The 25,027-nt window shown below is 72.6% G+C and carries 14 protein-coding genes; 4 read left to right on the top strand and 10 right to left on the bottom strand.

The window, feature by feature from the left end:
* Positions 1-24: 24 nt before the first annotated feature.
* From AB0I83_RS03565 to AB0I83_RS03540, 6 genes are all read right to left on the bottom strand, one after another.
* Positions 25-1,179 (bottom strand): glycosyltransferase, encoded by a 1,155-nt coding sequence (locus AB0I83_RS03565; protein WP_363303466.1) that lies wholly within the window; start codon positions 1,177-1,179, stop codon positions 25-27.
* A complete protein-coding gene (locus tag AB0I83_RS03560) occupies positions 1,176-4,022 on the bottom strand; it encodes a CDP-glycerol glycerophosphotransferase family protein (protein WP_363303465.1) in 2,847 nt (948 codons plus the stop codon). Before AB0I83_RS03560 ends, AB0I83_RS03565 begins: the two co-directional genes overlap by 4 nt.
* Positions 4,019-7,471, bottom strand: coding sequence for a CDP-glycerol glycerophosphotransferase family protein (locus tag AB0I83_RS03555; protein ID WP_363303464.1), 3,453 nt, complete (start codon positions 7,469-7,471; stop codon positions 4,019-4,021). The genes AB0I83_RS03560 and AB0I83_RS03555 overlap by 4 nt, the downstream gene beginning before the upstream one ends.
* 117 nt (positions 7,472-7,588) lie before the next feature.
* Positions 7,589-8,470: a TylF/MycF/NovP-related O-methyltransferase gene (locus tag AB0I83_RS03550; RefSeq protein WP_356534104.1), complete on the bottom strand. Its 882-nt coding sequence runs from the start codon at positions 8,468-8,470 to the stop codon at positions 7,589-7,591.
* A gap of 11 nt (positions 8,471-8,481) precedes the next feature.
* A complete protein-coding gene (locus AB0I83_RS03545; protein ID WP_363303463.1) occupies positions 8,482-9,192 on the bottom strand; it encodes a methyltransferase domain-containing protein in 711 nt (236 codons plus the stop codon).
* Positions 9,193-9,271: 79 nt separating this feature from the next.
* Positions 9,272-11,290, bottom strand: coding sequence for a CDP-glycerol glycerophosphotransferase family protein (locus AB0I83_RS03540; protein ID WP_363303462.1), 2,019 nt, complete (start codon positions 11,288-11,290; stop codon positions 9,272-9,274).
* A 100-nt stretch (positions 11,291-11,390) separates the two neighbouring features.
* On the opposite strand from AB0I83_RS03540, the gene AB0I83_RS03535 reads away from it, so the two are divergent.
* Positions 11,391-14,912 carry a CDP-glycerol glycerophosphotransferase family protein gene (locus AB0I83_RS03535; RefSeq protein WP_363303461.1) on the top strand — a complete coding sequence of 1,174 codons (3,522 nt, stop codon included), beginning with the start codon at positions 11,391-11,393 and terminating at the stop codon, positions 14,910-14,912.
* On the opposite strand, the gene AB0I83_RS03530 is transcribed toward AB0I83_RS03535, so the two are convergent.
* Positions 14,902-15,507: a TetR/AcrR family transcriptional regulator gene (locus tag AB0I83_RS03530; protein WP_356534110.1), complete on the bottom strand. Its 606-nt coding sequence runs from the start codon at positions 15,505-15,507 to the stop codon at positions 14,902-14,904. The genes AB0I83_RS03535 and AB0I83_RS03530 overlap by 11 nt on opposite strands.
* Positions 15,508-15,648: 141 nt before the next feature.
* On the opposite strand from AB0I83_RS03530, the gene AB0I83_RS03525 reads away from it, so the two are divergent.
* Positions 15,649-16,590, top strand: a complete 942-nt coding sequence (locus tag AB0I83_RS03525; RefSeq protein WP_356534112.1) for an ABC transporter permease — start codon at positions 15,649-15,651, stop codon at positions 16,588-16,590.
* Entirely contained in the window at positions 16,583-17,383 is an 801-nt protein-coding gene (locus AB0I83_RS03520) for an ABC transporter ATP-binding protein (protein ID WP_356534113.1), read from the top strand. Before AB0I83_RS03525 ends, AB0I83_RS03520 begins: the two co-directional genes overlap by 8 nt.
* A 132-nt stretch (positions 17,384-17,515) precedes the next feature.
* On the opposite strand, the gene AB0I83_RS03515 is transcribed toward AB0I83_RS03520, so the two are convergent.
* From AB0I83_RS03515 to AB0I83_RS03505, 3 genes are all read right to left on the bottom strand, one after another.
* Positions 17,516-22,549 carry an NAD-glutamate dehydrogenase gene (locus AB0I83_RS03515; RefSeq protein ID WP_363303460.1) on the bottom strand — a complete coding sequence of 1,678 codons (5,034 nt, stop codon included), beginning with the start codon at positions 22,547-22,549 and terminating at the stop codon, positions 17,516-17,518.
* A 465-nt stretch (positions 22,550-23,014) separates the two neighbouring features.
* The gene (locus AB0I83_RS03510; RefSeq protein ID WP_356842214.1) at positions 23,015-23,686 is read right to left on the bottom strand and encodes an HAD family hydrolase; all 672 of its coding nucleotides are present in this window, start codon (positions 23,684-23,686) and stop codon (positions 23,015-23,017) included.
* Positions 23,687-23,805: 119 nt separating this feature from the next.
* Positions 23,806-24,312 (bottom strand): hypothetical protein, encoded by a 507-nt coding sequence (locus AB0I83_RS03505; protein WP_363303459.1) that lies wholly within the window; start codon positions 24,310-24,312, stop codon positions 23,806-23,808.
* Between the two features lie 280 nt (positions 24,313-24,592).
* On the opposite strand from AB0I83_RS03505, the gene AB0I83_RS03500 reads away from it, so the two are divergent.
* The gene (locus AB0I83_RS03500) at positions 24,593-25,021 is read left to right on the top strand and encodes an Rv3235 family protein (protein WP_363303458.1); all 429 of its coding nucleotides are present in this window, start codon (positions 24,593-24,595) and stop codon (positions 25,019-25,021) included.
* Positions 25,022-25,027 lie beyond the last annotated feature (6 nt).

Here is a 25,027-nt window from a genome sequence, read left to right as displayed (position 1 = left end):
CGGGGCGTCACGGGGTCCGGCGGTTCAGCGCTCCAGGAACGCGAACAGTTCCTCCCAGCGGCACATGATCTCCGCCTCGGAGAAACGCTGGACGTCGACCCGCGCCCGGTCCCCCATCGCGTCCCGCATCCGGGGGTTGCCGGTGAGCCGCAGCAGCCGGTCGGCGAGCGCGCCGATGTCACCGGCGGGCGCGAGCAGACCGTCCTCGCCGTCCCGGACGATCTCGCGCACCCCCGGTGCGCAGTCGAACGCCGCACACGGCACCCCGCTCGCCATCGCCTCCAGCAGGGCCAGCGGGAAGCCCTCGCCCCGTGAGGACTGGACGAAGACGGAGGAGCCGGCGAGCGCTCCGGGAACGTCGTCCGTACGCCCCCGCCAGCGGACCGAGGCGTCCAGTCCCAGGGCGGTGCACCGCGCCCTGAGCGCCTCTTCGTCCTCGCCCGTGCCGTAGACGTCCAGCCGCCACTCCGGGCGCTGCGGGGCCACCAGTGCCCAGGTGTCCAGGAGCATGTCCACGCCCTTCTGGTCCGTGAGCCTGCCGATGCTCGCCACCGACTTCTCCCGGCGCGGGGACGGCACTTCGGGCAGGCCGGCCAGGGCGTTCGGCATGAAGCCCACGTTGTTCATCCCGTCGGCCGCCCAGCTGTCGGCGTCCTCGGCCGTGAGGACGAGCCAGCGGTCGAGCGCCGTGTAGTGGTTCCTGATCCAGCGGTAGCGGTGGCTCGCACGGGAGTAGTCGTACGACTCGTGGCTCATCCCGATGACCCGCAGACCGGCCGTGTCCGCCTCGCCGACCCACTCCATCGCCCACACCTGACTGACGATCACCACACCGCCCGGCCGGGCCCCCCGGAAGATCTCCGAGAGCCGGTCGACGGCCTGCCGCTTGCGGGCCGCGCGGGCGGCCTCGGCACGTCGGGCGGGGATCCGGAAGCGGTCCCGCATCCCCTTGGGGACCCAGGGGGTCGGGGGGTGCTCCGGGTACAGGGCGGTGACGGGATGGCCGCGCGCCTCGGGCAGGGCCATCTTCCGTTCGGCGGCGTGGATGCCGACGACGTGCACCCGGTGGCCCGACTCCTGGAAGAGCTGGGCCATCCGGTGCGTCCAGCCGGTCACACCGCCGAGTTCGTCGGTGCTGTTGGAGACGATGAAGACGTCACGGTCACGGATGCCGCTCATCGGCGGGCCTCCCCGGTGCGGCTGGTGCGGGACGGGACGACGTGCCGGGCGAACACCGTGTCGACGACGGCACGGGCCGCGTCGCCCCGGTCGTAGTCGCCGAACTCCGCCGCGAAGGAGGCACGTCGCTCCTGGAAGCCGCTGTCCGCGGTCTTCAGACGGGCGAGCACGGCGAACAGCTCCTCCTCGGTCGCGGCCACCGGCCCCGGCGCCTTCTCCCGCAGGTCGAAATAGCTGCCGCGCTCGGCGGCGTACTCGTCGAGGTCGGGTGCGAACAGGACGATCGGGCGGTCCAGGAGCGCGTAGTCGAACATGATCGACGAGTAGTCCGTGACCAGGACGTCGGTGAGCGCGAGCAGTTCGCCGACGTCGTGGTGGTCCGAGACGTCCACGACCGTGCCGGGCGGGCAGGCGGGCAGACTCGCCGCCTCCAGGTAGTGGGCCCGGACCAGCAGCGTGTACGTGTCTCCGAAGCGCTCCGCGAAGCGCGCCGCGTCCAGCAGGAGCCGCTGCCGCCTGCGCCTGCCGGGCCCGCCCCGGAAGGTCGGCGCGTACAGCACGACCTTCCGGTGGTCGGGCAGACCGAGTGCGGCCGCCGGCGCCGGGCGCGGCAGTCTTCCCTCCGCCTCGTCCCGGGCACGCGCCGCGAGGAGGACGTCGTTGCGCGGGTACCCGGTGCGCAGCAGTGCCTTGTCGGGCAGCCGGTAGGCGCGGGCCAGGGTGCGCTCGTCGTGCTCGGAGCGGACGAGGAAGTGGTCGAACCGGCCCACCGCCTGCTGGAGCCGCTCACGCTGCGGGGCGTTCTGCATGCGCACCCGCGTCTCGTCGAAGCCCATGCGCTTGTACGCCGACCCGTGCCAGGTCTGGAGGTAGGTGGTGCCGACCGGCTTGTCGAGGTGCTGCGGGAACCCCTGGTTGTCGACCCAGTACTCCGCGCGGGCCAGGGCCCACAGATAGCGCCAGGACCAGCGCCGCACCAGCCGGGCGTCCGCGGGGAAGCCCTCGGGCGAGTCGGCGTACGCCCAGACGCAGCGCAGCCGGAGCCCGCGGGCTCGGACCTCCTCGTGGACGGCGCGCGGGCTGTCGCCGTAACACGTGCCCATGTGGCTCTCGAACACCGCGGTGCCCTTGCGCACGGGCAGCCTCAGCAGCCAGGAGCGGTAGACGGAGGTCTTGAAGCCCCGTGACCTGAACCGGTCCCGGCGCCTGCCAAGGGCCCGCGCCAGCCGCCTGACCAGGCGTGCGGGGCGGAAGTGGGTGGCGTAGTGGACCAGCCGGCGGGCCGTGCGGGCAGGGCGCCGGTGGGCCTCCAGCCGGAGCGCCAGGTGGTCCCGGAGCGTGATGTAGGGCTGCCAGGTGTCCCCGGTCGCCCGGCCCAGCCGGGGCCGGGCCGGGGAACGGTGGGCCGGACCGAGCAGGTCGTGGGGGGCGAACAGGTCGCTGACCGAACGCGTGCGGCCGTCCTCCACCACCATCCGGACGTCCCAGACCGTGTCACGCGGCCCGTGGGGGCGTACCGCTCCCGTGAGGTCGAAGCGGACCGACCAGTCGATGCCGGTGGCGTCGGCCCGGAGGTCGTCCACCGGGACACGGAAGGCGCGCGAGCCGTCCCGCACACGGAACTCCAGATGGGCGGTGAGGGGGCCGTCCGGGTCCGGGCCGGTGTGCGCGGGCAGGACCATCCGGCCCCGGAGCAGGACGCCGCGACCCTCGGCCTCGTAGCGGGTGAGCCGGTTCATCAGCTTCACCTCGCCGAACACCCGGTACTGGTGGCCCAGTTCGGTGACGTCCAGCGCGGGGTCGGTCCCGTCCGACCAGTGGACGCGCCCGTCGTCGCCCGTGGACAGGGGAGCCGCCACGGTGCCACGCCTGCGCAGGGCGTACGCCGCCGTGAGCACCCCGTCCGCGTCGCCCCGCTCCAGCAGGCGCACGCCGACGCGTTCGACGGGCGGCAGGGTGAGCAGGGCCGCGTCCGGGACGCAGCCGGGCAGCACCCGACCGGCGGTCGCGGCGATCGCGGCCCGCCGGGCGGCGGGCAGCTCGGGATAGCTGCGCACCAGCGGGACGAGGTGGTCCTGCGGGAAGGCGCGGTCCCGCTCCTCGCGCAGTCCCGCCAGCCCCTGGGCCACCAGCACGTGGCACACCCGCCGGTGCGCCTCGACGAGCCCGGCGAGGTCCCGGCCCGCGTCGGGCAGGGCCCGCCCGGAGACGATCCGGCGGCGTACGAGCGCGATACGGCCGACCACGGACGCGGCCAGCGGGCCGAAGAGCACCTCGCTGTGGGTGAGGTCGTCGGCGTAGCGCAGGTTGTGCCGCTCCAGCGCGTCGCGACGCAGGCAGAAACCGGTCACCAGGGCTTCGTGCACGGCCAGTTCGGGGGCGTCGGTGAAACGGCGGACGGTCCGGGAGCGGACGAACAGCGACTGCTGCCAGGACGGTTCTCGCTCCTTTGCCCCGTCCCCGGTGAAGCGGCTCCAGCGCCCGGCGACAAGATCGGCGCCGGTGCTCATGCCGGCCTCCAGGAGGTTGCGGCAGGCGTGCCGCTGGAGGCGTTCGCCGGCGTCGAGCACCAGGACGTAGGTGCCACGCGCCGCCGCCAGACCCGTGTTCCGCAGCACCGCGACGGAGTCCGCCTCGGCGTCCAGGACGCGGACGCGGTCCGGGGAGCGTACGGCGAGCTCCTCCGCCGCCGTCCGCAGCTCCCCGCCCGCGCCGGGGGGCAGGACGACGAGGGCCTCGGCGGCGCGCAGACTCTGGTCGAGCACGGACTCCACGGACGCCCGCAGTTCCTCCTGCCCGCCCTCTCCGGCGGCGACCACGCAGCTGAAGTCGGGGGCGCTCACGCCTGTGCCCCCTTCAGCATCCGGTCCACTACCCGGGCCGACGCGGTCCCGTCGTCCAGATCGCAGAACGACTCCCGGAAGCGGGCGTACGCCTCCCGGTGGCCCGCCGTCGCGGCGTCCGGGTCGCGCAGCGCCTCGACGACACCGGCCGATCCGGTGATCAGCGGGCCGGGCGCCTGGTTCTCGAAGTCGAAACAGAACCCGCGCAGGGTGTCGCGGTAGTGCTCCAGGTCGTAGGTGTGGAAGAGCATCGGCCGGCCCGTCTGCGCGAAGTCGAACATGAGTGACGAGTAGTCCGTGACCAGCGCATCGCTGATCAGCATGAGTTCGGCGACGTCGGGGTGGCGCGAGACGTCGCGGACGAAGTCGCTCTCGGGGATGCTCCCGCCGACCAGGTAGTGGCGGCGCACCAGCAGGACCACGTCGTCGCCGAGTGCCTCGCGGGCCCGCTCCAGGTCCAGTTGGAGGTCCAGCCCGTACAGCCCGCTCCGCTTGGGCAGGTCCTCGCGCCAGGTGGGGGCGTAGAGGACGACCCGCCTGCCGTCCGGCACACCGAGCGACTGGCGGACCTGGGCGGCGACCTTCGCCCGGTCGGGGGCGAACAGCAGGTCGTTGCGCGGATAGCCGCATTCGAGCACCTCGCCGGTGTGCCCGAACGCGCGGCGCAGGACCGGCGTGGAGAAGCGGTTCGGCGACACGAGGACGCTCCACTGCGCGGCGCGCCGGGGCAGGGACTCCATGTACGCCGTGTCCGCGCAGGCGGTGCCCGCCAGGTCCCGGCCGATGCGCTTGAGCGGGGTGCCGTGCCAGGTCTGGACGACGAACTGGCCGTCCGCCCGCTCGAACCACTCGGGCAGCTGGGTGTTGGTCACGATCCACCGGCTGCGGGCGAGGGCCTCGTACCACTCGGCGCTGTGCAGGGCGACGGCCCGGACCCCGGCGGGCACGGCGGCCTGCTGGTCCCGCACCACCCACAGGTGCTCGACCCCGGTGTCGCGGCGCGCCAGTTCCTCGTGGACGGCACGGGGCGAGTCCGAGAACTGGCGCCCGTCGAAGCTGGAGTAGAGCACGGCCTCCCGCAGCTCCGCGCCGCGTGCGCCGGCGTACCGGTCGCGCAGCCGGCGCTGTGCGTACGCCCCGCGGTCACGCACCGGCAGGGCGCTGCCCGACGACAGGCAGAGACGGTCGTGGAAACGGCGCTCCAGGGTGAAGCGGCGACCGCCCGGATCGTGGTGGAGCGGCAGGCCCGCGTGCAGTTGGGAGACCACGCGCAGCGGCAGGTACCGCCCGGGATCCGTCTCCCCCCGCTGCCGCAGGAAGGGGTACCACCTGCCCTCGGCGAGCGGCAGCGTGCCGCCGGGCCCCTCGACGGCCCCGGGAGTGAGCGTCGTACGGAATCCCGCTGCCGTGTGCTCCACGGCGAAGGCGTTCTCCTCCTGGTGACCGCCGTGGCGCAGGACCAGCTCTACCCGGCCGTCCCGCGCGATGGGGAAGGTGCCTTCCAGGACCAGGGCGCCGTCCCGGGTCCAGGTCGCACCGGTGACGACGGGCGGCACGGCCCGGTCGGTGAGCACCAGGTCGCCGGACGGGTTGGCGGCGGCGTACACCTCACGGCCGCCGGTCAGCCGATAGCGCCCGGTCTCGGTCTCGGGACGGGCCGCGACCGTCAGACGGCTCTCACCGCCCACGAGTTGGACACCCCAGTCGCCGTCCGTCCCGGGGAACGCGTCCAGCGGGATCTCGGCGACGAAGGTGCGGCCGTCCGTGCCCTCGCCCGGAGCCAGGGGGAACTCGCGGGTCTGCTTCGTACGCCACTCCTGGATGCGCAGGGCCGTCGCCGTGTCCCGGCCGAGCATCCGCACCGCGATCCGGACGCCGTCGCCCGCCTCCGTCGCCCGGTGCCCGGCGAGCACTGCGTCGATCCGTTCGGCACGCAGCTCCAGCTTGTTCCCGGAGAGCAGGGGGACGACCCGGGTGCGCTCGTCGACGTACCGCACGGCGGGCGCCGCCGGGTTCCCGAGCAGGCGCATCGGGCCGCGGCGGGGACGTCCGGCGCCGACGACGACGGACTCCAGCTTCCACAGGGTGCGGACCCCGCGGGCCGTACGCCGGCCCGCCAGGCGCCCCGGGTCGACGACGGTCTCGAAGCCGGACCGCTCGTAGCCGTGCAGCGAACGGCCCGAGCCGGCAGCCGCCTCGTCCGTCGCCGTCCTGCGCAGCCGCAGCGGAACCACCCTGCGCCCCGAGCGCAGCCAGCCGGCCCCGGCCGACCCGCCCGGTGCGTTGCGGACGTACGCGTACCCCTTGAGGTGCAGCAGGCCGTCCCGCCAGACGGCCTCGGTGAGGTGCGCGTGCACGGGGAGGTCCGCGGCGGACAGGGCGGTCGCCCGGCGCGGGAGCGGGGCGACGACCCCCGGGTAGGAGGCGCGCGGGCGGAGCCGGCCCCGGACGTGGAAGGTGTCCCGGTCGGTGGACTCGTGGGCGAGGAGGGCGAGGAGCTCCGCCGTCCTGCGCTCCCGGATGAGCTGCCACTTGACCCGCAGGTGCAGCGGCAGCCCGTCGAGGACCGCCGGGTCGACCGTGTCGGCGAAGGCGTTGGCATGGGTGAGGAAGGCCTCGTGGAAGCCCTCGTCGCCGTCCGGCAGCGCCTCGATGAACAGCCACAGGTCGCCGGAGAGCACGTGCTCGTCGTAACGCCGCTTCGCCTCCGTCATGCCCCGGCCGGCGAGGAAGCGGCTGACGGTGGAGACCGCGGTGACCCGGTCACGGATGCCGTGGGCCACCGCGCGCCGGGTGGTGATCGAGCCGTCCCGGTCCCGCCAGTGGTAGACCGGCGCCTCGACCACGTCGACGCTCCGGGCCAGGAAGTACGCCGGCAGGACCACGGCGATGTCCTCGTACAGGACGCCCGTCGGGAAGGCGAAGGCGTGCCGGTCCCAGAAGGACCTGCGGAACACCTTGTTGCACGCGATGCGGTCGCCGAGCAGGATCCAGTCCCGGGTGATGTGCGTGGCCCGGCGGGACCTCTCCATGGGCCGGCGGAACATCGGGGACTGTTCGAGCGCGCCGTTCGCCCGGAGCCTGAGCACGTTGCCGGTCGCGAAGTCCGATCCGGAGGAGTCGAGTTCGGCCAGCAGCAGGGCGAAGGCGTCCGGCGGCACCACGTCGTCGCTGTCGACGAAGGCCAGGAACCCCGCGTCCGGGTGGGCCTGTCCGGCTCCCGCGTTGCGCGCGGCCCCGAGCCCGCCGTTCTTCTGGCGCACGAGCCGGAAGCGCGGATCACGCCGGGTGAACTCCAGGGCCACAGCGGCGCTGCCGTCCGTCGAACCGTCGTCCACAATGACGACTTCCAGGTCCGCCATGGTCTGCCCCGCGAGCGATCCGAGACAGGCTCCGAGGTACTCCTCGACGTTGTAGAGCGGGACGACGACGGTGAGACGGGGTGCCATGACGCTGCGCACGATCCTTCCGGAGGGACGAACGGACGTCCTTTCGTGACGGACGTCCTCTCTATGGAACGAGCCCCGTGCCGGGGAGGCACGGGGCTCGCAACGGGGCCTGCCCGGTCAGGGTTTGACGGCGATCCGGCCCTCGTCCATGCGCAGCAGCAGGAGCTGTTCGCCGGTCTCCTCCAGGAACTCGTCCACGGCCTGGCGCGATCCCTGCCAGTAGCCGTAGTCGTCGATCAGCAGCACCCCGCCGCTCACCAGGCGCCCGTACAGGTGGTTGAGCTCGTGCTTCGTCGACGCGTACCAGTCGGTGTCGAGCCGGAGGATGGAGATCTGCTCCGGCGCCTGCTCCGGGACGGTGTCCTCGACCTTGCCCCGCACGTAGTGGACGCGGTCCTTCGGGTACGGCACCTGCTCGAACCCGGCCTGCACGTCCTCCAGCGAGGCCACGGCCCAGATCGGCCGGTCCCTGCCCTGGGTGTCCAGCAGCTCCTGGGCGGGCCTGCCGTCCCGCCGCAGGTCCTCGGCGGTGGGCGGGGTCATGCCCTCGTACGTGTCGAAGAGGTAGAGGTCGCGGCCGGTCTCGCCGAGCGACAGCAGCGTCCTGGCACAGGCCTGCATGGAACCGCCTCGCCAGACGCCGCACTCGACGATGTCTCCCGGGATGCCGTGCTTGACGACGTGCCGCGTGGCGAGGACGAAGGCGTTGAGCCGCTCGGGCGAGGTCATCGTGTACGGCTTGACCGCGCGGATGACGTCCTTCGCCTCGTTGTCGTAGTCCGCGGGGAACTGCGGCTTCTTCGCGGCGGCGGGCTTCACGGCTGCGGGCTTCACCGCCGCCGGCCGCGCCACGACCGGGTCCTGCCGCGCCTCGGGGGCGGAGCGGGGGGCGGGGACGGTCGCGCGCCTGAGCTGGTATCCGGTGAGTTGCTGAAGGACGCCGTTGACGGCGTTGCGCCAAGCCATGGGCCGGGACAGTACGCGCGCTTTGCGGCTCATGTCATCTTTCGTCAACCTGTAGTTGATGGGAACGTACGCGTGTCCGGCCGCCCGCACAGCTCCCGCCCGTCCAGCGGCCTCGGCAGCGGCACCCGGTCCACGCCGCCGACCCGGTTCGCCCACCAGACCGCCGTCTCCCGCACGGCGAACATCGTCAGCCGGGGGTAGCGGAGCGGCCTGCGGAAGACGCCGACGGAGTCCCCCCAGTAGGCGGCCTTCGCGTCGATGGACCGGTAGTCGTGCCAGATGCCCCTGGTGGGCGGGAAGTCCGTGTACGCCTCGCGGAGTTCGAGACCGGAGTGCGCCGCCATCGCCCGGAAGCCGTCGGGGTAGTAGCGCCAGCAGTCCTGGGCGTCGTGGACGTGACCGCGCGAGGGCGCGGTGACGAAGGCGTGGCCGCCGGGCTTCAGCACACGGGCGATCTCCATCATCGACACCCAGAAGAAGGGGATGTGCTCGAACGCCTGCCCGGACAGCACGACATCGGCGCTGCGGGAGGCGGCGGGGATGCGGTAGGGCCGGGTCATGACCGCGTCGACGTTGGGGCCGTCCTGGACGTCGACCCCGAAGTAGTCGATGTCGTGTTCCGCGAGCAGACCACGGTGGGTGCGGGTCTGCTTGCCGGAGATCCGCGAGCCGAGGTCCACGACCCGGTGCCTGCGGTCCCTGGGCAGATACTCCTCGACGCAGAGCCGCATCTGTTCGTAGGCGGACCGGTGCATGGACTCTCCCGACGTTGCCGTGTGCGCTGTTGAACACAACGACCGCGGGGTGCGGAGGACACCCCGGAGCCGGTCCGCCTCAGTCCGGGCGCACCGGGAAGACCCGCCGCACCACCCGCTCCGCCGCCTTCCCGTCGTCGTACGGGCAGAAGCGGTCACGGAACGCGGCGCGCAGCGCGGTCGCCTCCCGCGAGCGCCAGGCGCCCCGGCGGAGGACCTCGACCAGCTCGTCCTGCGTGGTGGCCACCGCCCCCGGGGTGTCGCCCGGGCGCCCGGAGAGCAGGTCGACGTAGGTGCCGCGGGCGGCCCGGTAGGCCTCCCAGTCGGGGGCGTAGGTGACGATCGGGCGGTCCAGGCAGGCGTAGTCGAACATCAGGGACGAGTAGTCGGTGATCAACGCGTCCGAGGCCAGGCAGAGTTCCTCGATCCGCGGATGCCCGGTGACGTCCACGACCCGCTCCCCCGCACCGGCGCCGGCCGAACTCCCGTAGAAGTAGTGGGCCCGCACCAGCAGGACCCAGCCGGGGCCCAGCTCCCGGGTGAGGCGCTCCACGTCCAGCAGGGGGACGAAGCCCCTGCGGTAGTCGCGGTGCGTGGGCGCGTACAGCAGGACCGTCGCGCCGGGGGCGATACCGAGCTCCGCCCGGACCTTCCGGGCCGGCTCCGCGGTGGCCGTGCACAGGACGTCGTTGCGCGGGTAGCCGTAGGGCAGTTGCTCGTACGACGACGGGTAGGCCCGGTCCCAGACCTCGGAGCTGTGCGGATTGGCGGAGAGGCTGAAGTCCCACTGGTCGGTGTGGGCGACGACGCGTTCGAGACCGGCGCCTGCGGTGAGGGCGGGGTAGGGGTACTGGTCCAGGCCCATGGTCTTGAGCGGGGTCCCGTGGTGGGTCTGCAGGTAGATCTGGCCCGGCCGCTTGGTGAAGCCCCCGGGGAAGCTGGAGTTGTTGACGAGGTACGTCGCGGTGGCCATGGCCCGCCAGTAGGCCCGCGAGCCCTCGATGACGTACGGCACACCCGGCGGCATCCGGTCGCGGTGGCGGGAGGAGACGACCCAGACGCCCCGGATGTGCGGGACCAGCTCCCGGGCCTTGGCGTAGACGGCGGCCGGATTGCAGGCGACTCCCCTGTTCCAGTAGGCCCCGTAGACGGCGAGGCACGGGTCCAGCGGGCGGTGCAGGTCGGCGCGGTAGACGGCTCTCATCACGCGGGCGCGCAGCGACTTGCGGCCCGCGCGCAGCGAGGCACGCGCCCGGGCGCGCCCGGCGCGGACGGCTTCCCGGGCGCTGTGCACGGCGTACGGACCGGGGAGCCCGGCGGCGCGGAAGAAGGCGGCGCGGTCCCCCGGGGCGACACGGCCGGGATCCCTGAGCACGGCCGTCAGGTGCGCGGTGCGGGCGGCGGGGATCCGGGGGTCGTCGCCGGCCTCGTCGGCCAGCCGCGCGTAGGCGTCGATCACGGCGAAGTGCGCGCGGCCGGGTGCCGGGGCGGAGGGGCCCGCCCGGCGCAGCCGGTGGCGCACGCACAGCCGGTCGAGCGAGGCCAGGGTGCCCGCGTCGGAGGCGAGGAACACCGCGTGGTGGACGGGCACGACCTCGCCGTACGGGCCGTCGGCGAAGCGGAGCCGGCGGCTCTCCCAGAAGGCACGGCGGAACAGCAGGCCACGGGCGGCCGGGAGTCCGTCGTCGCCGGGCTGCTCCGTGCCCCACCAGTCGACGAGGCCGTGGCCCAGCCGCAGGACGTCCGGCCGGTCCGGCGTCAGCCGTGCGGCGATGGCCGCGACCGCGCCGGGGAGCAGCAGGTCGTCCCCGTCCAGGAAGAGCAGATACGCCCCGCGCGCCTCCGCCGCACCGGCGTTGCGGGCCGCACCGGTGTCCCAGGGACCGTCGAGGAGCAGGACGCGCGCGCGGGGCTCACGCGCCGCGCACTCCCGCGCGATGGCGAGCTCAGGGGCGCCGTCGGGGGCGCCGGTGCCGACTGCGATCAGCTCCAGTTCCACCGGCCCGCTCCCGGCCGGCGCCTGCCCGGTCACGGACTCCAGGGCCGCCCTCAGGTAGCCCTGGGCGTGGTGGGCGGGCATGACGACACTGAGCAGCATGGCAGCCGAGCGTAGTGCGGACCGTGCGCGGCCCCCTACGGATCTTCACCCGTTCGGGGCAACGGCGTGACCCGCGGCCCTCACCCGGGTTGATCCGTACATGAAGCCACTCCTCAGCGTCGTCGTCCCCGTGCACAACGTCGAGGACTATCTGGAGGAGTGCCTCGCCTCCCTGGCAGGCCAGTCCCTGGCGGACATCGAGGTGGTGCTGGTCGACGACGGCTCGACGGACGGAAGCCGCCGCGTCGCGGAGGACTTCGCCGCCCGGGACGACCGCTTCCGCTGCGTCCACCAGCCCAACGCCGGTCTGAGCGCCGCCCGCAACACGGGGGTCGCCCACACCACCCCCGGGGTTCCGTACCTGGCGTTCGCCGACAGCGACGACCTCGTCGTCCACGACGCCTACGAGCGGATGGTGGCGTCCCTGGAGTCGACCGGCTCGGACCTGGTGACGGGCAACGTGTGGCGGCTGAACGAGCAGGGCAGGCAGCAGGCCTGGCAGTACCGCTGGCTCACCGACGACCGCCCGCGCACCCACATCACCCGTGACGCCCGGCTGCTGTCCGACCGGGTCGCGTGGAACAAGGTGTTCCGGCGCTCGTTCTGGGACAGGCACGCCTTCTCCTTCCCGGTGGGGAAGCTCTACGAGGACACACCGGTGATGATCCCCGCGCACCACCTCGCCGGGTCGGTGGACGTGCTCCACGAGCACGTCTACTACTGGCGGGTGCGGGAGGGCTCGATCACCAGGCGGCGTACGGACGTCCGGGGCGTGCGCGACCGGATCGCGGCCTGCGAGCAGGTCAGCGCGTTCCTGGCCGACCGCGGTCCCGTGCAGCGGCTGCGCTACGACACCTCCTGCCTGCGCGACGACTTCGTGTACTTCCTGGAGGGGCTGCCGATGGGCGGCCCCGACTACCGTGCGGCGTTCCTCGACGACGCGGGTGCCTTCCTCGACCGCGCGGGCGACGCGGCCCTGGCCGGCCTGCCCGCCGAGGCGCGGATCCGGTGGCGGCTGGTCCGGGAGCGCCGGCTCGACGAACTGCTGGCCGTCCTGGCCTTCGAACGGGCCAACGGGAACGGCACGTTCACCGTCGAGGGGCTGCCGGGCAGGCGGCGGGCCACGCACCCCGGGCTCACGGGGTCCGGCGATGTGTCGGCGCGGCTCGGCCGGGGTGATCTCCCGGTGGTGGCCCGGCTGGTGGAGTCCTCCTGGGGCGACGACGGCCGGCTGCGGCTCCGCGGCTACGCCTACGTCCGCAACCTCCCGGCGGCCACGGCCCGGCAGTCACTGAAGGCGGGGCTGGTCAGGGAGTCGGGCGGCAGACGACTGCGGGCGGTGCCGGTGCGCACGGTGCGGACCGACCGGGCCACGGCCGACTCCGGCCAGGAGACGCACTGTTACGACCACGCGGGCTTCGAGATGGTCCTGGACCCGGGCCGGCTGGGACCCGGCACCTGGCTGGTGGGTGTGGTGGTGGCCGGACACGGCGTCGTACGCCGGGCCGCCGTGCGCGCCGTGGCGGCCTCCGCCGCGCAGCCCCTGGTCCACGACCTGGGCGGCGGGCTGCGCGCGGTACTCGGCTACCGGGACGGCAGGCTCCGGCTGGAGGTGGACCGGCTGCCGGCCCTGGCGTCCGGCCACGACTGCGGTTCGGGGGAACTGGAGTTGACCGGCCGGCTGTACGGGGGCACCCGGCCGGAGTCACTCGTGCTCACCCGCGACGGGGCGGCGGAGCAGGTCTGCCCGGTACGGATCCTGGACGGGCCGGGCGAGAAGCCCGGCGGGGACGACGGTCACGGTGACGGGCCGTGCCGCGATGTGCCGGGCGGCGGACGGGCGGACGGCCCGGGCAGCGGCGCTGGCCGCCGGGACGCCCAGGACGGCGGCGGGAGCCGCTTCGCCGCCCGGATCCCGCTCGCGGCGCTCGCCGTCGCACCCGTCCCCGCCCCCGGCACGCCCCGCGGGGCCGCCCCGGTGCCGGACCCGCGGTGGCGCGCCGCACTCCTGACCGGCGACGGCGCGCGCCTGCCTCTCGCCGCCGCACCCGACCTGCCGCCCCCCGCCTTCGCGGACGCGGCGGGACGGCTGGTGCTGGAGCTGACCGGCGAACCGGTCGTGGACCGCGCCGCCGTCGCGGACGGCGGACTGCGCGTCGAGGGGACCGGTGCCGGGACCCTCGTACTGCGGCACAGCTCCCTCGGCGAGACGGTGACCGTCCCCGTCGAGGAGGACGGTGGACGCTTCCGCTCACTGCTCACCGAGCCGCCGCGCGAAGGCGACTGGGAGGTGCTCCTCGGCGGCCGGACCGTGCGCGTGGCGGCCTCGCTCGCCACCCGCCTGCCGGTGGGGGCCGCCGGTGAGCGGTTCAGCCTCGACCGCAGGAACGGCGACCGGCTGACCGTGCACTGCGCGCCTCCGCTGGGCGACGCCGGGCGGAGCGCGTACCGCCGCGGCCGGCTGCGCTCGGCGTACTACCCGGCACAGCGGCGGCTGCCGCTGCGGAACGCCGTGCTCCACGTCGGAGGGGGCTCGACGCGCGCCGTGCACGCCGAGCTCGTGCGCCGGAGCACCGACGCCGAACACCTCTGGGTCACCGACGGGTCGGCGGGCGACGCGGCCCACGTCCCGGCGACCGCCGTACCCGTCGTGGCGCACAGTGCCCGGTGGCACGAGGCACTGGCGCGGGCGCACCGCATCGTGGCGGCGGGTCAGCTGCCCGCCTGGTTCGAGCGCCGCCCGGACCAGACCGTCGTACAGACCTGGCACGGGGCGCCGCTCGGCCGCTTCGGCCTGGACCTGGCGGGCACCCTGTACGCCGACCACCAGCACCTCGCCACGCTGCCCCACCGCTCGGCCCAGTGGTCGGTCCTGGTCTCCCCGAGCACCTACGCCACCCCGCACCTGCGCCGGGCCCTGGCCTACGAGGGGGAGGTGCTGGAGTCGGGCTCCCCGGCGGGTGACCTGCTGACCGCGCCGGGCCGGGACAAGACGGCCGAGCGGGTACGCCGGCTGCTGGGCGTCCCGGACGGCCACCGGGTCGTGCTGTACGCGCCGACGTACCGCGACCATCTCGCACACGCCCCCGGCAGTGTCCCCGCCGGATCCCCGCCGCTGTACCGCTGGGACCCGGCACTCGACCTGGCCGCGCTGGCGCGGTCGCTCGACGGACGCACCACGGTGCTGGTCCGCAGGCACCCGAGGGTGACGGGCAGTGTGCCGGCGGACCCGGCACTGCGGGACGCGTCCGCCCACCCGGACGTGACCGAGCTGCTGCTGATCGCCGACGTGCTGGTCACGGACTACTCGGGGCTGGTCTTCGACTTCGCGCTCACCGGCCGGCCGATGCTCTTCCACACCTACGACCTGGAGCACTACCGGGACACCGTGCGCGGCTTCTGCCTGGACTTCGAGACCCGTGCGCCCGGGCCCCTCCTCGTCAGCACCCAGGAGGTGGCGGACGCCCTGCGGGCCACCCCGGCGTCTGCGGCGCTGCACGCGGACGCGTACGAGAGCTTCCGGCGGGACCACTGCGGCCCCACCGGCGGAGGGGCCGCCCGGCGGGTCGTGGACCGGCTGCTGGGCGAGGGCCCGAACCGGTCCGGGCCCTTCAGTCCTTGAGCGCCCGGACCGCGGATGCGGCGAGGTCGTCCAGGTACCCCTTGGGAAGATCGCCGCGGACCACGACGAGACGCCAGTAGAGCGGCCCGACGATGAGGTCCAGCGCCCGGTCCGGGTCACTGCCCTCGGGCAGCTCACCGCGCGCCACGGCCGCCCGCACGACCACCGCGGCGACCCCCTGCTGCTGGTCCAGCAGTGCCGCCTTGATGGCGTCGGAGATCTCCGGGCTGCGGGCCGCCTCGACCAGGAGGTCCGGGATCACCTGCGAGGCGACGGGGTGCCGCAGGGCGTAGGCGGCGAGTTCGAGCACGGCACGGACGTCCCCGTACAGCGAGCCGGTCGCGGGCGCCGGCATGCCCTGCGCCGCGACCGCCGCGACCAGGTCGAGGACGAGGTGCAGCTTGGACTTCCAGCGGCGGTAGACGGCGGTCTTGCCCACACCCGCGCGCCTGGCGATGCCCTCGATGGACATCCGCGCGAATCCGACGGCGGCCAGCTCCTCGAAGACCGCGCCACGGATCGCGTCGGTCACGTCCTCCCGCAGCACCGCGGCACCTGCCGGGGTGCGGCGCCCGGTTCGCCGTTGGGTGGTCATGGCCCGAATGATAGACCGTAACGACGAAACGGTTGCGTTGCGACGCACAAACGTCCTACTGTCGACGTTGCGACGATACGGTGCCGTCCCATCCGACCGGATCTGTCCACCCCCTCCCCCAAGCCCCCGTCGAAAGCGATCGTGGTGAGCCAGACAGCAGCCCCGCCGGCCCCGGTGGACACCGCATCTCCCGCCCTCCTCCCCTCGTACGGACCCGGCGAGCTGGCCGCGCTCGCCGCCCGCCACGGGCTGACCGTCAGCGGGGCCCGTCCGACGCTCGGGGACTACGTCCGGCAGCTCTGGGGGCGCAGGCACTTCATCACCGCCTTCGCCACCGCCAAGCTGACCGCCCAGTACAGCCAGGCGAAGCTCGGCCAGATCTGGCAGATCATGACCCCGCTGCTCAACGCGACGGTCTACTACTTCATCTTCGGCGTCCTGATGAACACCAAGCACGGGGTCCCCGACTACGTGCCCTTCCTCGTCACCGGCGTCTTCATCTGGACCTTCACCGCCAGCTCGATCACCGCCGGCACCCGGGCCATCAGCGGCAACACCGGACTCGTCCGCGCCCTGCACTTCCCCAGGGCGTCCCTGCCCATCGCCCTGGCCGTCCAGCAGCTCCAGCAACTGCTGTTCTCCCTGGGCGCGCTCTTCCTGATCCTGCTCGTGTTCGGCCAGTACCCCCGGCCCTCCTGGCTCCTGGCGATCCCCGCGCTCGCCCTGCAGGCCCTGTTCAACACCGGCATCTCGATGGTCATGGCCCGCCTCGCCGCCAAGACCCCGGACATCGCCCAGCTGACGCCCTTCATCCTGCGCACGTGGATGTACGCGTCCGGCGTCATGTGGAGCCTCGACACCCTGCTCACGGCCGACCGCGTGCCCCGGGCGGTCCTGCTGGTGCTGGAGTGCAATCCGGCCGCCGTCTACATCGACCTGATGCGCTACGCCCTGATCGACAGCTTCGGCGGAGACCAACTGCCCCCGCACGTATGGGCCGTCGCGACGGGCTGGGCCCTCGTCTGCGGCATCGGCGGATTCGTGTACTTCTGGAAGGCCGAGGAGAGGTACGGACGTGGCTGACACCCTCGACACCCGAGTGCCCACCGTCGTCGTCGACGACGTCCACATCACCTACACCGTCAACGGCGCCCGCACCGGGCGGGGCAGCGCCACCTCCGCCCTGAACCGGATCGTGTCGCGCAGGCAGCCCCGGGGCGCGCGCGAGGTGCACGCCGTGAAGGGCGTCAGCTTCGCCGCGTACAAGGGCGAGGCCATCGGACTGATCGGCTCCAACGGATCCGGGAAGTCGACCCTCCTCAAGGCCATCGCGGGACTGCTGCCCCCGTCGAAGGGCCGGGTCCACACCCAGGGCCAGCCCTCGCTCCTCGGCGTGAACGCCGCCCTGATGAGCGACCTGACCGGGGAGCGCAACGTCGTGCTCGGCGGGCTGGCCATGGGAATGACGCGTGAGCAGATCCGCGAGCGCTACCAGGACATCGTCGACTTCTCCGGCATCAACGAGAAGGGCGACTTCATCACCCTGCCGATGCGCACCTACTCCTCCGGGATGGGCGCCCGGCTGCGCTTCTCCATCGCGGCCGCCAAGAGCCACGACGTCCTGCTGATCGACGAGGCGCTGTCCACCGGCGACGCGAAGTTCCAGCGGCGCAGCAGGGACCGCATCAGGGAACTCCGCGAGGAGGCCGGCACCGTGTTCCTGGTCAGCCACAGCAACAGGTCGATCATCGACACCTGCGACCGGGCGATCTGGCTCGAGGCCGGCACACTCCGGATGGACGGCCCGGCCACCGACGTCGTCGCCGCGTACGAGGAGTTCACCGGACCGGCGAAGCCCAGGAAACCCAAGAAGTGACACGTCCGCCGGACGGGCCGCGAAGGCCCGCCCGGCGGACGGTCTTCCGGTCGGATCGTGCCGGACCCCGCGGGCCCGGCACGATCCGACCGGAAGGCCCCAGGTGCGCCACCGCCCCTGGGACCGCGGGGCTCAGGAGTGCGTACGCAGCAGGGTCCGCATCGTCCGCATCGCCACCGACAGGTTCGCCAGGTCGAAGGACTCCGAGCTGCGGATCTCCTCCAGGGTCGCGCGTGAACGCGCCAGGATCGCCGCGTTCTGCTCCTCCCAGTCCTTGAAGCGCTGCTCCGGCGACGCCGTGTCGGCACCGGCGGAGAGCACGTCGGACGTGAGCGCGGCGTGCGCGGCGTACAGGTCCTCACGGATGGACGCGCGGGCCATGGACTGCCAGCGGTCGCCCCGCGGCAGCTCGATGATCCGGTCCATCAGCTGGGTGATGCCCAGCCGGTCGGCGAGGTCGTAGTACACCTCGGCCACCGCCAGCGGGTCCTTGGCCGTGCGCTCCGCGATGGCCACGATGTCCAGCGCCGGGAAGGCGGAGGAGAATCCCGCCACCCGCACCGCCAGCTCGTCGGGCACACCCACCGCGGTGAGCTCGTCGCGGATCGACTGGTACCACTCGACGTCCGCGCCCCTGAGCAGCTTGGGCAGCTCGTCCCAGACGCGTTCCACACCCTCGCGGAAGAACTCGATCGTCTCCGCGATCTCCACCGGCTGCGGCCGGTTGCCGAGGAGCCAGCGCGAGCCGCGCTCGACGAGCCGGCGTGAGTGGAGCCGGATCCGGGTCTGCACGTCGGCGGCCACCGTGTTGTCGAGCGCCTCGACGGCGTCCCACACCCTGGACAGGCCGAAGATCTCGCGGGCCGAGAACTGGGCCCGCACGATCTCCTCCAGCGACGCCCCGGTCTCCTCGCGAAGCCGGTGCAGGAAGGTCGAACCACCGCTGTTCACGGTGTCGTTGACCAGCACCGTCGTGATGATCTCGCGACGCAGCGCGTGCGCGTCGACCGCCTCGGGGAATCGTTCGCTCAACTGCTGCGGGAAGTAGGCGTGGACCAACTTCTGCAGGTGCGGGTCGTCCGGCAGACCGGTGGAGACCAGCTCGTCGGCGGCGGTGATCTTCGTGTAGGCGATGAGCACGGCGAGTTCGGGCTGGCTGAGTCCCTTGCCGTGGTTCAGCAGTTCACGGACCTGGCGGTCGTTCGGCAGGAACTCCAGCGCCCGGTCCAGGTGCCCGTCGCGGCCGAGCCTGCGCATGAAGCGCTGGTGGGCGTGGAGGAGCGAGGGCGCCTCGGCGCAGGCGTTGGCGAGCGCGGTGTTCTGCGCGTAGTTGTTGCGGAGCACGAGCTGTCCGACCTCGTCGGTCATCTCCGCAAGCAGCTTGTTGCGCTGCTTCACGGTCATGTCGCCGTCCCGGACGAGCCCGTTGAGCAGGATCTTGATGTTCACCTCGTGGTCGGAGGTGTCCACACCGGCGCTGTTGTCGATCGCGTCGGTGTTGATCCGGCCGCCGGCCCGGGCGAACTCGATGCGGCCGAGCTGCGTGGCCCCGAGGTTGCCGCCCTCACCGACGACGCGGGCCCGCAGATCGGCGCCGTCGACCCGGATCGCGTCGTTGGCCTTGTCGCCGACATCGGCGTTCGACTCGGCCGTCGACTTGATGTACGTACCGATGCCGCCGTTCCACACGAGGTCGACCGACGCCTTGAGGATGTTCTGCATCAGCTCGGCCGGCGTCATCTTGGTGACCTTCGCGTCGATGCCCAGCGCCGCGCGCATGTGCGCGTTGACCGGGATCGACTTGGCGGAACGCGGGTGGATGCCGCCGCCCGCGGACAGCAGGTCCTTGTCGTAGTCCGCCCAGGAACTGCGGGGCAGGTCGAACAGCCTGCGCCGCTCGGCGTACGAGGTGGCAGCGTCCGGATCCGGATCGATGAAGATGTGCCGGTGGTCGAAAGCCGCGACCAGCCGGATGTGCTCCGAGAGCAGCATCCCGTTGCCGAACACGTCACCCGACATGTCACCGACGCCGACGACGGTGAAGTCCTCGCTCTGGGTGTCGTGGCCCAGCTCGCGGAAGTGCCGCTCGACGGACACCCAGGCGCCGCGGGCCGTGATGCCCATGCCCTTGTGGTCGTATCCGGCCGATCCGCCGGACGCGAAGGCGTCGCCGAGCCAGAAGCCGTACGCGACGGCCACGTCGTTGGCGATGTCGGAGAAGCTCGCCGTCCCCTTGTCGGCGGCGACGACGAGATACGTGTCGTCCTCGTCGTGCCGGACGACCTCCGAGGGGTGCACGACCTCGCCCGCCACCATGTTGTCGGTGATGTCGAGCAGCGCCGAGATGAAGATCTTGTAGCAGGCGATGCCCTCGGCGAGCCAGGCGTCACGGTCCACGGCCGGGTCCGGGAGCTGCTTGGCGACGAACCCGCCCTTGGCACCCACCGGCACGATCACGGTGTTCTTGACCATCTGCGCCTTGACCAGGCCGAGGATCTCCGTACGGAAGTCCTCCCGCCGGTCCGACCAGCGCAGACCACCACGGGCGACCTTGCCGAACCGCAGGTGGACGCCCTCGACGCGCGGCGAGTAGACCCAGATCTCGTACGCCGGACGCGGCGCCGGAAGGTCCGGGATCGCCTGCGGGTCGAACTTCATCGAGACGTAGCCGTGCGGCTCGTGGTCGTCGGCCAGCTGGAAGTAGTTGGTCCGCAGCGTCGCCTTGATGACCGTGAGGAAGGACCTCAGGATCCGGTCCTCGTCCAGCGACGCGACCTGGTCGAGAGCCCCGTCCAGCTCCTCCAGCAGCCCGTCGGTCAGCTCCGTGCCCGCCTTCTGGCGGGTCGGGGACATCCGCGCCTCGAAGAGCGAGACCAGCAGCCGCGTCGTGTGGACGTTGTTGGAGAGGGTGTCCTCCATGTAGTCCTGGCTGAAGGGCGAACCCGCCTGGCGCAGGTACTTCGCGTAGGCCCGCAGCACCATGGCCTGGCGCCAGTCCAGTCCGGCGCCCAGGACCAGGGAGTTGAAGCCGTCGTTCTCGGCCTCGCCGGTCCAGATGGCCGCGAACGCCTCCTGGAAGCGGTCCCGGGCACCTTCGGCGAGGTGGTCGCCCTGGCCCGTGACCTTCGGCAGACGCAGCCCGAAGTCGTAGATCCAGGCGTGCGTACGGTCGGAGCAGCGCAGCTCGTACGGCCGCTCGTCGACGACCTCGACGCCGAGCCGCTGGAGCGCGGGGAGCACGGCCGAGAGCGAGACCTGTTCACCGGTCCGGTAGATCTTGAAGCGCCGCTCGCCGGGGCCGGCGCCCACCGGCTCGTACAGGCTGAGCGCGAAGTCCTCGCGCCCGCTCTTGAGCTCCTCGATGTGCACCAGGTCGGCCACCGCGGCACGGGGCGAGTGGTCCGCCTTGTACCCCTCGGGGAAGGACTGGCCGTAACGGCGCATCAGCTCGGCGGCACGCTCCTCGCCGCACTCCGCGTTCAGCGCGTCCTGGAAACCGTCGGCCCAGGAGCGTGCGGCCTCGACCAGGCGCGCCTCGATACGGTCCGCGTCCGCGTCGGTGAGGTGCGACAGCTCGGTGCCCGGCGGGACCCGGACGACGAAGTGCAGCCGGGAGAGGATCGACTCGGTGTTCCAGGCGGTGAAGTCGACGTTGGTACCGCCGAGCTCCTCCTTCAGGATGTCGATCAGACGGAGCCGCACACCCGTGGTGTAGCGGTCACGCGGCAGGTAGACGAGCGCGGAGTAGTAGCGCCCGTACTCGTCCTGGCGCAGGTAGAGCCGCAGCCTGCGGCGCTCCTGGAGGTACAGCACGGAGGTGACGATGGAGCGCAGCTGGTCGACGGGCGTCTGGAAGAGCTCGTCGCGCGGGTACGTCTCCAGGATCTGCATCAGGTCCCGGCCGTCGTGGCTGTTGGGCGTGAAGCCGGCGCCCTCCAGCACCTCGGCGACCTTGCGGCGCACCACGGGGACCCGGCGCACCGACTCGGTGTACGCGGCCGACGAGAACAGCCCGAGGAAGCGCCGCTCGCCGATGACGTTGCCGTCGGTGTCGAACTTCTTCACCCCGACGTAGTCCAGGTAGCTGGGGCGGTGCACGGTCGCCCGGCTGTTCGCCTTGGTGAGGACGAGGAGCTTGTGCTCCCGGGCCTTGGCCCGGGCGTCGGCGGGGAGCCGGTCGAAGGACGGGCTCACCGGGTGGGCCTCGTCCTCGCTGTGCTTCGGGTCGGAGCGCAGGATGCCGAGACCGGTGCCGGGGACGGCCGTCAGCGCGTCGGAGTCCCGGAGCGCGTACTCCCGGTAGCCGAGGAAGGTGAAGTGGTCGGCGGCGAGCCAGCGCAGCAGTTCGCGGGCCTCCTCCACCTCCTCGTCGGCCAGCTCGTCCAGCGGCTCCGACGGCAGGTCCTCGGCCATCCGCAGCGCGGCGTCGCGCATCTTGTCCCAGTCCTCGACGGTCTCCCGTACGTCGGACAGGACACGGAGCAGGTCGGCGGTGATCTGCTTCAGGTCGGCGCGGTCCGTCTCCCGGTCGATCTCGACGTGGATCCAGGACTCGACGAGCGCGTCGTGCGGCAGCTCGGGCCGGGCCTCCTTGCCCTTGCCCCGCTTCCCGCCGTGGCCCCTGGGGCCGTCGTCGGCGAACACCTCGATCAGCTTGCCGGCGACGTCACGGCGGACGATCACCTGCGGGTGGATCACCAGATGGATACCGCGGCCCTGACGGGAGAGCTCGTTGGTCACCGAGTCGACCAGGAAGGGCATGTCGTCGGTGACGACCTCGACGACCGAGTGGCTGCTCGTCCAGCCGTTCTCGTCGACGGTCGGGGTGTGCACCCGGACGTTCGCGGTTCCCTGGGGACGGTTCTCGGCGAGACGGTAGTGCGAGGAGGCCGCGCCGAAGACGTCGACCGGGTCGCGGTCGCTGACGTCCTCCGGAGCGGTGTGCAGGTAGTAGCGCTGGAGATAGGCGAGCAGCGTGTCACGGGCCGGCCCGTCACCCCGGCCGGCCTCCGTGCCGTCCTCCGGCCCGGTGCCGGTCGCTGCTTCGGCAAGGTGCACCCGGAGGCCACCTCCCGGGCCGCCGACACCACCGCCCGGACTGTTGTCAGCTACCCGGGCCGCCCGTGCGAGCAGCTCGGCCTTGGCTTCGTCCAGCTTGGTCTGCATGTCCTCTGGCTCCTGTCGCGCGCCGTTGCGTGACGTAGGTGAAGAAAGCGACGTGACGCCACGACGCGGGGTTTCCGGTCTGGATCGACGCTATGCCGCCTGGGGAGACACCCGGGACCATATCGGCCATTCTCGGCAGAAGGTCCGGGGCGCGGGGATCGCGGATCGCCCGGGTGCGCTGGCACTCCGGGTCCATGCCGGGGGCTTCACTGCCCCCGAGACGTATCGCGCTGATCACCGCACCAGGCTATCCCTCTCGCACCCACAACCGTCATGAGCCGTATATGTACAAAAGAAGCCCTCGAACTTTGACACTCTGGACATCGCACGCGGCCGCTCCGGTCCGTAAGGGTGCGCGCGTGGGCAGATCCGATCAGTCCATCGCCGAGGCCGTCGTGCCGCCCGCCCCTCGGACCGCCGGTCCCTCAGGCCGTCACCCCGTCACCCCGTCAACCCGTCAACCCGTCAGTCCGTCATCAGCTCGGCCAGGGCGACCGCTTCGGCCAGGGTGTCGACCACGGGCACGCCCGCCGCCTCCAGGCTGCCTCGGCTGTGCGAACCGCCGGTGTACAGCACGGCTCGCGCTCCGACATGGGCCGCGGCGACGGCGTCGTCCACCGCGTCCCCGATGACCACCGCGTGTTCGGGAGCGATGCCCCCGAGCACCTCGAAGTGCCGCTCCATGTGCTGTGCCTTGCTGCCACCGGAGGGACCGGTCCGGCCGTCGACCCGCACGAAGTGACGCTCGATGCCGTACCCGCGCACGACGGGGACCAGGTGCTCGTGGCCGTACATGCTCAGCAGCGACTGGCTGCGTCCGGCGAGCCGCCACCGGTCGAGCAGGTCCTCGACGCCCGCGGTCAGGCCGCAGGCGGCCCGGTGCTCGGTGTAGTGGCGGTTGAAGAGGTCGTCCATCCGCTCCCACTCGGCGAGCGTGGGGGGCCTGCCCATCAGCCGCTCGTAGAACCTGGGTATCGGCACGCAGTACGTCTCGCGGTACTGCTCCAGCGTGAGCGGCGCGAGGTCGACCTCGGCGAAGGCGGCGTTCGTCGCCCCGAGGACCGCGTCGATGTCGTCGAGCAGCGTGCCGTTCCAGTCCCAGACCAGATGTGTGCGGTGATTCCCCGATGTCGCCATAGGGAAAAAATACCCGGCACCTACGACAGCGCTCCCGGTGGCGGGTCGTGCGGGCGGCCGGGGCCGCTCCCGCAAGGCGAGGCCGAGTCGGGCAAGCGGGCGGTCAGACGGGCAGGGGGTCAGGCGATCAGGCCGGGGATCTCCTGGATCCCGAACCACAGCAGCTCGTGGTCCTCCGCGCCGTCCACGGTGAACTGGGCGTCGCCGTCGCCGAGATCCGCGGCCCCCAGCGCCCCGGCCGCCGCGGCGACGTCCTTCTCGGCGTCGCCGGCGTCCACGTGGACGGCTGCGGCCTTCGACAGCGGCACCGCTTTCGCGATCCGCACCTCGCCGAGCGACGACGCGTCCAGGACGTGGTCAGGATCGGCGACCGCGGCCCCGTCCGGTACCTCCAGGGCCACCACGACCCGGCGCCGGAGCTCGTCCGGCTTCCCCGCGATCAACCGCAGCGACGCGGAGGCGGCACGGCTGAGCGCGGCGTACTCCAGCTCCTCGATGTCGTCGGAGACGTACCACTCGCGCAGACCGGGCGTCACCGCGTAGGCGGTCAGCGGACCCGGTCCCAGCTCGCCCGCCCCGTGCACCGCGGCGAGACCGGAGAGGGTCAGGGGGACGTACACACGCATGGCTGACCGCTTTCGTAGTCGATGACGTCCTCAGGATACGTGCGACGTCCCTCTTGGGGGTTGCCGATCAGTCCCCCGCTGTCCACCCCGCGACGGCCGTCACCCTCGCCGTTCCCTTGGGGCGCCGGGCCCGTCACCCTGATAGGTGATCCCGCCCGGCGCCCGACCGGCCCTGACGGCCGCTTGCGGGGCCGCCGACCCGCCCCGTAGAAGAGCCCCAGCAGAAGTTACCGCCCGGTACTCGCCCGGGCGCCGCACCGCAGCCACGGGGGCTACCAGCATGAGCACGGACAGGACGAGGCCGGCCGGACGACGCGACCGCACCAGGCCGGGCACCGTACCGCCGCAACGGACACCGCAGCGGACCCGGCGCCCGCTACGCCCGCACCAGTGGTTCGCGGAGCGCCTGCTCGCGGTCCTCAGCGGCCAGCGCCCGGTGCACTGGATGCTCGGCCACACCATCGGCGAGGCCTACGACCAACTGGCGGATCTCGCCCCGGACGCCCCGCTCGGCGCCGGGTGCATGCGCCCCGTCGTACGCGCCTGCCACGGCGCCCAGCCGGCCACCGGCGTGGTCGAGGCCTTCGCCAGCATCGCCACCGGGGAGCAGGTCCGCGCCATGGCGTTCCGCCTGGAACAGGGTCCCGACAACCGCTGGCGCTGCGCTGCCGTCGACCTGGGCGGCGAACGCCTCCCGGCGGTCCGCTGACGCCGT

Origin of the sequence: Streptomyces sp. NPDC049970, from assembly GCF_040660235.1 — a bacterium.
Taxonomy (GTDB): Bacteria; Actinomycetota; Actinomycetes; order Streptomycetales; family Streptomycetaceae; genus Streptomyces.
Note: the sequence above shows the minus strand (reverse complement) of the source record. Positions and strands in the feature narration are given on the sequence as shown.